General features: G+C 44.0%; 7 protein-coding genes. All 7 read left to right on the top strand.

Annotated elements, in window-relative coordinates:
- Nucleotides 1–690 (top strand): FecCD family ABC transporter permease (locus tag ACP45E_RS05530; RefSeq protein ID WP_141707237.1); only part of this gene is annotated, 690 nt, incomplete at its 5' end.
- Nucleotides 690–1,475, top strand: a complete 786-nt coding sequence (locus ACP45E_RS05525; RefSeq protein ID WP_017033924.1) for an ABC transporter ATP-binding protein — start codon at nt 690–692, stop codon at nt 1,473–1,475. The genes ACP45E_RS05530 and ACP45E_RS05525, both read left to right, overlap by 1 nt.
- Nucleotides 1,476–1,577: 102 nt before the next feature.
- On the top strand, nt 1,578–2,156 hold the full coding sequence (locus ACP45E_RS05520; protein WP_017037249.1) for a hypothetical protein: 579 nt from the start codon (nt 1,578–1,580) through the stop codon (nt 2,154–2,156).
- Nucleotides 2,153–3,589: an opine metallophore biosynthesis dehydrogenase gene (locus tag ACP45E_RS05515; protein WP_017037250.1), complete on the top strand. Its 1,437-nt coding sequence runs from the start codon at nt 2,153–2,155 to the stop codon at nt 3,587–3,589. The genes ACP45E_RS05520 and ACP45E_RS05515 overlap by 4 nt, the downstream gene beginning before the upstream one ends.
- Complete coding sequence (locus tag ACP45E_RS05510) at nt 3,582–4,460, top strand: DMT family transporter (protein WP_017037251.1); 879 nt, start codon at nt 3,582–3,584, stop codon at nt 4,458–4,460. Before ACP45E_RS05515 ends, ACP45E_RS05510 begins: the two co-directional genes overlap by 8 nt.
- A gap of 130 nt (nt 4,461–4,590) precedes the next feature.
- Nucleotides 4,591–5,163 (top strand): type II secretion system protein, encoded by a 573-nt coding sequence (locus ACP45E_RS05505; protein WP_276203917.1) that lies wholly within the window; start codon nt 4,591–4,593, stop codon nt 5,161–5,163.
- Nucleotides 5,164–5,538: 375 nt separating this feature from the next.
- Nucleotides 5,539–6,668: methyl-accepting chemotaxis protein (locus ACP45E_RS05500; protein ID WP_069584780.1), on the top strand; the 1,130-nt coding region annotated here is incomplete at its 3' end.

Below are 6,668 nucleotides of genomic sequence, written 5' to 3'. Positions count from 1 at the left end.
GTAGCGATGTTGTCTGGTCTCACTATTTTTGGGCACGCGTGGCTAGGCGTTCCAGTGTCTGCCTTTATTGCTTCTGCACTCTCTAGTTTCACCATTTTCTCAATCGGCAAAGGGCGGAACATGGACGCAAAAGTGCTGATCCTTGCGGGTATCGTCGTGCTGTTTTTCTTTCAAGCATTGCAATCTCTGGTTCAGTACATGGCCTCACCAGAAGTCTTGCAGCAGATTGTTTTTTGGCTGTTTGGCAGTTTGTTAAAAGCCAGTTGGACGTCCGTCTGGGTAGCCGGTGTCATTTTAGTCTTTTCACTTGTGTATGTTGCGCCACAAATATGGGCATTGACGGCTTTGTCGACGGGAGATGAACGCGCTCAAAGCCTAGGGGTTAGAACCGATAAACTCAGGCTACGCATGTTTCTTCTTTGTTCAATGTTAACGGCTGGTGCGGTGTCTTTTGTCGGAACAATCGGGTTTGTTGGATTGGTGGCTCCGCATCTGTCACGCATGTTGGTGGGGGAAGATCAGCGATTTTACTTACCCATGGCCACCATGATGGGCGCACTTGTCTTAACCCTTGCCTCACTCGTATCAAAATTAGTCGTACCTGGAACGATCATTCCTATTGGCATTGTCACATCGCTCGTGGGCGTACCGTTTCTTCTCTATTTGCTGGTCAGTAAAAGGTTTACATAATGAATTATCTTTGTGTTGAACAACTTTGCGTTTCGTTAGGTGGAAAACCTATTCTTAGTGACCTATCTGCCAAGTTTCAAGGTGGGCAATTCACCGCTGTTTTAGGCCCCAATGGCACCGGAAAAACGACTTTGTTGAAGGCCATATTGGGCACCATTCCTTATCACGGTGCTGTGTTGAGTCGAAGTGGCTCAGAGCCGATCCCTATCCGTCGTTTTTCTTATTTATGTCAATTGAACAAATCTCCTAGCCAACTCACGGTGATTGAAATGGTGCTGCTGGGATTGGTGAACCAACTGACATGGAAGATTAGTGAACAGCAACAATTACTTGCCGAAAACATGCTGAAATCCTTAGGTATTTTACCCATTGCGACACGGCGATTCAGTGCACTTAGCGGGGGTCAGCAACAAATGGTGGCGATGGCACAAGCACTGATATCGAAACCCAAAATACTGTTGCTCGATGAACCCACCAGCGCGTTGGATTTACGCCACCAGGTTCAAGTGTTAGACCTGGCTAAGCAATACACCCGTGACAGTGGCGCTGTGACTGTAGCGGTATTGCATGATTTATCGTTGGCAGCACGCTACAGCGACCAACTTCTATTGCTTAATGAAGGCAACGTGGTTGCATCCGGTGAGCCTAAAGACGTACTCAAACCGGATTTACTTGAACACGTTTACCAGGTTGAAGTGGATGTAGGGTGTTGCAACCAAGGCCATTGGCATGTCACGCCGACTCGCCCCACTCGCTCCTATAGTCAATACCTAGCGGCTGTTTAGACTGATGTTTTTATAAATCTAGATTAAGTGATCGCTTATTTAATCTGTTGATCAATTAGATAATCGATTAAATACAAAATCGAGAAATGAGAAACACAACTTATGCCGACAGAGAAATATCAACTTCTGAGTGAGATGGCCGTTTTTGAAGCACGGCTTGCAGCCTTGTCTCGATATAGCTTGGAAAATTGCCATTGTTTCGTACTCGTTCAGGACGGTTTAGATCAACTGTGTGATTTTATCCGCGACCCTAATCATCAAGCTATATGGCAACGTCATTTACTCTGTGGTGAAGTAGATAGACAGCTAAAAAGATTAAGAGAAACAGCGATTCATGCTTTATGTTTGTTGGAAAGGCATCAATCAGCGTGTGCAAAGCAACATACTTTGGATGTAACTCAATACCTAAACAGGCTGAGTGTCAGCGCATCAACAGAGTTGCAAGAAGCGAGAATTTCTCTAGATTCCAAGGTGCTGTTCATCGGTTCAGGCTCTTATCCACTCTCTGCTTTTACTATTGCGCAATTGACAGGGGCAGATGTGCTGGGGGTCGATATTGATGAAAAAGCAGTAAAACTTGCCTCGGATCTTGGCTACACAAGCCAAAAGGTTTCGTTTACTCACGACACACTCAAGGTACTCTCCCTAAAACTCGAAGTCATCCAGAAAAGCAACCAATGAACGATGTACTCGGTAATACGCTACTGATCGGTGCTGGCCCAGCAGCAATTCAAGTGGCTGTGATACTTTCACGCGGTTGGACACGGCAACTCGGTATTGCGAGTCGATGCTCTGATCATTGGTTCGAATTCCTACAGCAATACAAAAAATGTGGTCAAGTCTCTGTAAGCCCAGCCAAAACAGCATTAGCATCGCTGGCTGGTGTCGCGCATTTTGATCGATGTTATGAGCAATTAACACAGATTAACAATCAGTGGGATACCATAGTGCTTTGTGTTCCAGCTGATGCGTACCAGGAGGTATTGAAGCGCGTTCCATTGCAACAACTCGATAACGTTAGACGCGTGATACTTCTGTCTTCCTCATTTGGCTCGCACTTAGTTGTGAAACATCAATTTGAATATGCCAATCGTGATGTTGAGATATTGAGCCTCTCGACTTACTTTGCGGCGACCAAGAACATGGCTTGGGATAATAAGAGTTCAGCACTCGAAGATGCCAGTAAAAAACAGGCAATCAGTCGCGTGAGTGTCACAACCAAAGCGCGTAAGAAACGCATCTATTTATCGACCTATAATTCGCCCGTATACAATATGTCCACTAGCAATTCGGTTACATATGACTGCACTGCATTATCGAATAAATCGCGCGCAGTAAGCTCCTTAGTGGATATGCTAAATTCAGTCGATATTGAAGTGGTGACTTTAGCTGATTGTTTTAGTGTCGAGGCAAGAAGCATTACGGCTTATGTCCACCCTCCACTGTTTGTTAACGCATTTTCTTTAGCGCAAATATTGGAAAAAGACGGATCGCCAAAGTACATGTATAAGCTTTTTCCTGAAGGCCCCATTACCCCAACCGTCATGAAGGAAATGGTGCAATTGTGGAAAGACATTTCAAGCATCGTTAAAAAACTCAATGCCGAGCCCATCAACTTACTCAAGTTTCTAAACGATGATAACTACCCTGTTTTAGCGCAAAGCATTCCACGCTGTGACATTGAAAATTTCAGCCAATATACAACCACTAAGCAAGAATATTTGCTCTACGTGCGTTATGCCTCTATTTTGATCGATCCTTTTTCTGATCCTGACGAAGCTGGGCACTATTTTGATTTTTCAGCCGTGCCGTTTCCCAAAGCATCTTATCAAAACCATAGTCTTACCTTGCCCCGAGTCCCCGTCGAAGACATGAGGGCTATGTATGTTTTCTATTTCCTGAGCAAGGCGTTACAGCTTCCTGTTGTTGCGGTTTCACAGTTCATCGTTCGGTTTGAACAATGGTATGAACTGCACTGCCAGCAACCAATACATTCCCAAAATAACGATCTGATCGGCAATTTAAGGCAATCCTCTCAGCAGGTTGTCGACATTATTTTACGGTCACTCGATCACAAACTTTACCCAATAAAAATAAGAAATCATAATGAATAAAGGTGTTTTGTTGGCGATTGCATCCGCACTCGTTTTTAGTGCGATGAACGCACTGGTTAAAGCGGCAAGCTTAACGATTCCAAGTGCAGAAATTGTTTTCTTTCGCAGTATTATTGGTACCTGTTTGGTGCTGTTTTTGATGTTCCAGACACGAGTTACATTTTCAAACCAAGGAGTGCCACTGTTAGTGCTTCGGGGTGTATTTGGCGCGTTATATCTGCTTGCCTTTGTGTATACCATTGCGCATATTCCGTTGGCTGATGCGGCTATTCTGGCTTATTTATCCCCCTTTTTTGTGATTGTGCTTTCTAACCTTGTGCTCGGCGAACGCTTACCGACCAAAGCCAAGTTATTATTACCCATGATTTTAGTGGGCGTTGCGCTGGTGATTGACCCGTTTGGATTCAGTGCATTTAATATTTATGCTCTCGCTGGTATTGCGAGCGCGATATTTGCAGCAGGAGCCTCAATAACCATTAAGCAGCTCAGCAAAAACCACCATACGTATGAAATTATATTCTACTTTTTGGCGACCGCGACCGTAATATCAGCCGTGTTAATGAAAGATACGTTTGTCATGCCACAAGGCATCACATGGTTGTACTTGGTTGCGATTGGTGTGGTTTCGTTACTTGGGCAAATATTTTTAACCAAGGCCTTTACGAATGAAAATGCTGGGGTTGTTGCTGTGACGCGCTACATCGGACTCGCATTTAATATTTTATGGGGTGTCATTTTTTGGAACGAAATCCCTGATTGGTTAACCGCCTTAGGGGGAACGGTTATTGTTATTTCTTGCGTTCTACTGTCGTGGCCCAGCAAGGATCGGAAGCAAACGAACAAGGTCGCACAACCAGAGAATGCCGCATAACGCAAGAATGTATTGATCACCTCATTCAGCCGCTTCATCAATCAAACTTATACATTGCGCGTGATCTATATATGAATGCATGTTAAAACGTGACAGCTTTAATAAAATATATTTTGTTACCGAGAACGTGATGAAAAAGAGTGGTTTTACATTAATTGAATTAGTGGCTGTTATTGTCATTCTTGGTGTGCTCGCTGTCGTTGCTGCGCCTCGATTTTTAAACTTGCAAGAGTCTGCCAGAGTATCGGTACTTGAAGGTGTGGCTGGTGCTATGGAAGGAGTGATCACTCAGGTTAATGCCAAAGCGGCGATTGCTGGATTAACGCCTAGTAACTCAAACCCCACGGCGGGCTCTGGTAGTAATGCACAAGGTGATTATGTTATCGATTTTGGTATCGGTACAGTCGAAGTTGACTGGGCCACACTGTGTCCGGAGAGTGTCGGTGAGTCAGGGGGTGAGCTTACCATGCTCGACTTTCTAACATTAGGAACCACTGATGATTTTACTACCGCAATTGGTAATCGCCACACTGTCGTTGGTTTTGAGCACAATTTCTCTGACCAAGACCTAGGCAGCAACAATATTGAGGTTCTTCCCGAAGGTTGCTACGTCATTTATGACTCATTTGGGGGGAGATCAGGCGGGACCTGTCCGGCTGAAGGTTGTGAGTGTACCGTGAGAATTGAAAATACTGGCTGTTAGAATCTCTCTCGAAACACATAAAGAGCAAACTAATGTAAAGCGTTATTGCTTCTTTGACTGTGCGCTCTCTTTAATTTGACAAACCGTTCCATCTATATAGAAAGGCGAGCCATTGTGGCTCGTCTTTCTGTTGTTTACAGTCGTTGAGACTACAGAAGTTCTACCGACTGTTGAGCGATCACAATTTCTTCATTGGTAGACAATCCATTTGTATTGCTTGTGTGAGGGCGTGTTAGAACTATCCAACTAAAAACAGATTCAGCGTCTTTAATTATCGTACCGCCCAACCAATTCCCTCTAAATGAACTAAAATATTAGCGTTAGTGGATGTATCTAAAGAATAACGAAACTATTTAGGCTAGGTAGGATAATAATATGGGAAGACGAAACCAAGATACTATCGACGACGAGGTCGACTTTGCATCTTCAGAAGAGCTTGTTTCAACAACAGACCCCAGAGGGGTGATTACCTACGCTAATGACGCGTTTTGCTCAATTTCGGGATACTCACGTGACGAGTTAATCGGCAAAAACCATAATATGGTTCGACACCCAGATATGCCCAAAGAGGCTTTTTTTGATCTTTGGCAACACCTTAAACAAGGGCAGCCCTGGCGAGGCGCAGTAAAAAACCGATGTAAAGATGGCCGCTACTATTGGGTAGATGCTTTTGTTACTCCTATCTACAGCAACGGAGAAATCACGGGTTATCAGTCCGTGAGAAGAACCTTAGACACTAAGTATAAAAGTGCTGCGACTAAGATGTACAAAAGAGTTAAGCAAGGAAAGCCTATTCGTTCGAAGTCGGTTGACCTATTTGAAAAATACAAATTGTTGTTATTTTTGGTGTGCGGTATACCCATTATATATTTAACGTCTTATTCTTACCTATTCGCTATCTTATTGCTTCTTATGCCACTTCTTCTGTTCAGAGACGAAATATTCAGAATGGCTCGTTATACTAAAGAACAACAAGATAAATACGATAGTGTCTCAAGATACGTCTACTCTGGCGATAAACCTAACAGTGTATGCGACTTCCATGTAAAACTACTGGAAGGTCAAATCCGAACAATTATCGGGCGTGTTATCGACTCTAGCCACATACTTGCGGATGGCTCAACATCGCTTAACAATACCGTCACTCAATTAAAAAACTCGACAGAACAAGGTGTCGGGGAGCTATTGCAAATTTCAACCGCATCGGAAGAGATGACTCAAACAATCGATGAAGTTGCACAGAATACCGTGAGTTCAAGTCACAAAATGGAACAAGCTCATCGTGACTGTGAAGCGGCTACAAAGGCAATGCGACACACGATGGACGAAGTCAATGCGTTAGCAAAAGAAGTCGAAGAATCAGCGACGTCAGCCATTGGACTCTCCACCGAAGTAGAAAAGATCAGCGATATTATGCACGAAATCAAGGGAATATCGGAGCAGACCAACTTACTCGCTCTCAACGCAGCCATTGAAGCCGCAAGGGCAGGAGAACATGGCAGAGG

Origin of the sequence: Vibrio genomosp. F10 str. 9ZD137 (assembly GCF_049974785.1) — a bacterium.
In the GTDB taxonomy this organism is placed as follows: domain Bacteria; phylum Pseudomonadota; class Gammaproteobacteria; order Enterobacterales; family Vibrionaceae; genus Vibrio.
The sequence above is the reverse complement of the archived record's forward strand: the minus strand, read 5'-3'. Positions and strand labels throughout refer to the sequence as shown.

What these genes read in the sequence shown, in the direction of transcription:
- ACP45E_RS05525 (WP_017033924.1), top strand. Translation starts at nt 690, where the DNA reads ATGAATTATCTTTGTGTTGAACAACTTTGCGTTTCGTTAGGTGGAAAA.
- ACP45E_RS05520 (WP_017037249.1), top strand. Translation starts at nt 1,578, where the DNA reads ATGCCGACAGAGAAATATCAACTTCTGAGTGAGATGGCCGTTTTTGAA.
- ACP45E_RS05515 (WP_017037250.1), top strand. Translation starts at nt 2,153, where the DNA reads ATGAACGATGTACTCGGTAATACGCTACTGATCGGTGCTGGCCCAGCA.
- ACP45E_RS05510 (WP_017037251.1), top strand. Translation starts at nt 3,582, where the DNA reads ATGAATAAAGGTGTTTTGTTGGCGATTGCATCCGCACTCGTTTTTAGT.
- ACP45E_RS05505 (WP_276203917.1), top strand. Translation starts at nt 4,591, where the DNA reads ATGAAAAAGAGTGGTTTTACATTAATTGAATTAGTGGCTGTTATTGTC.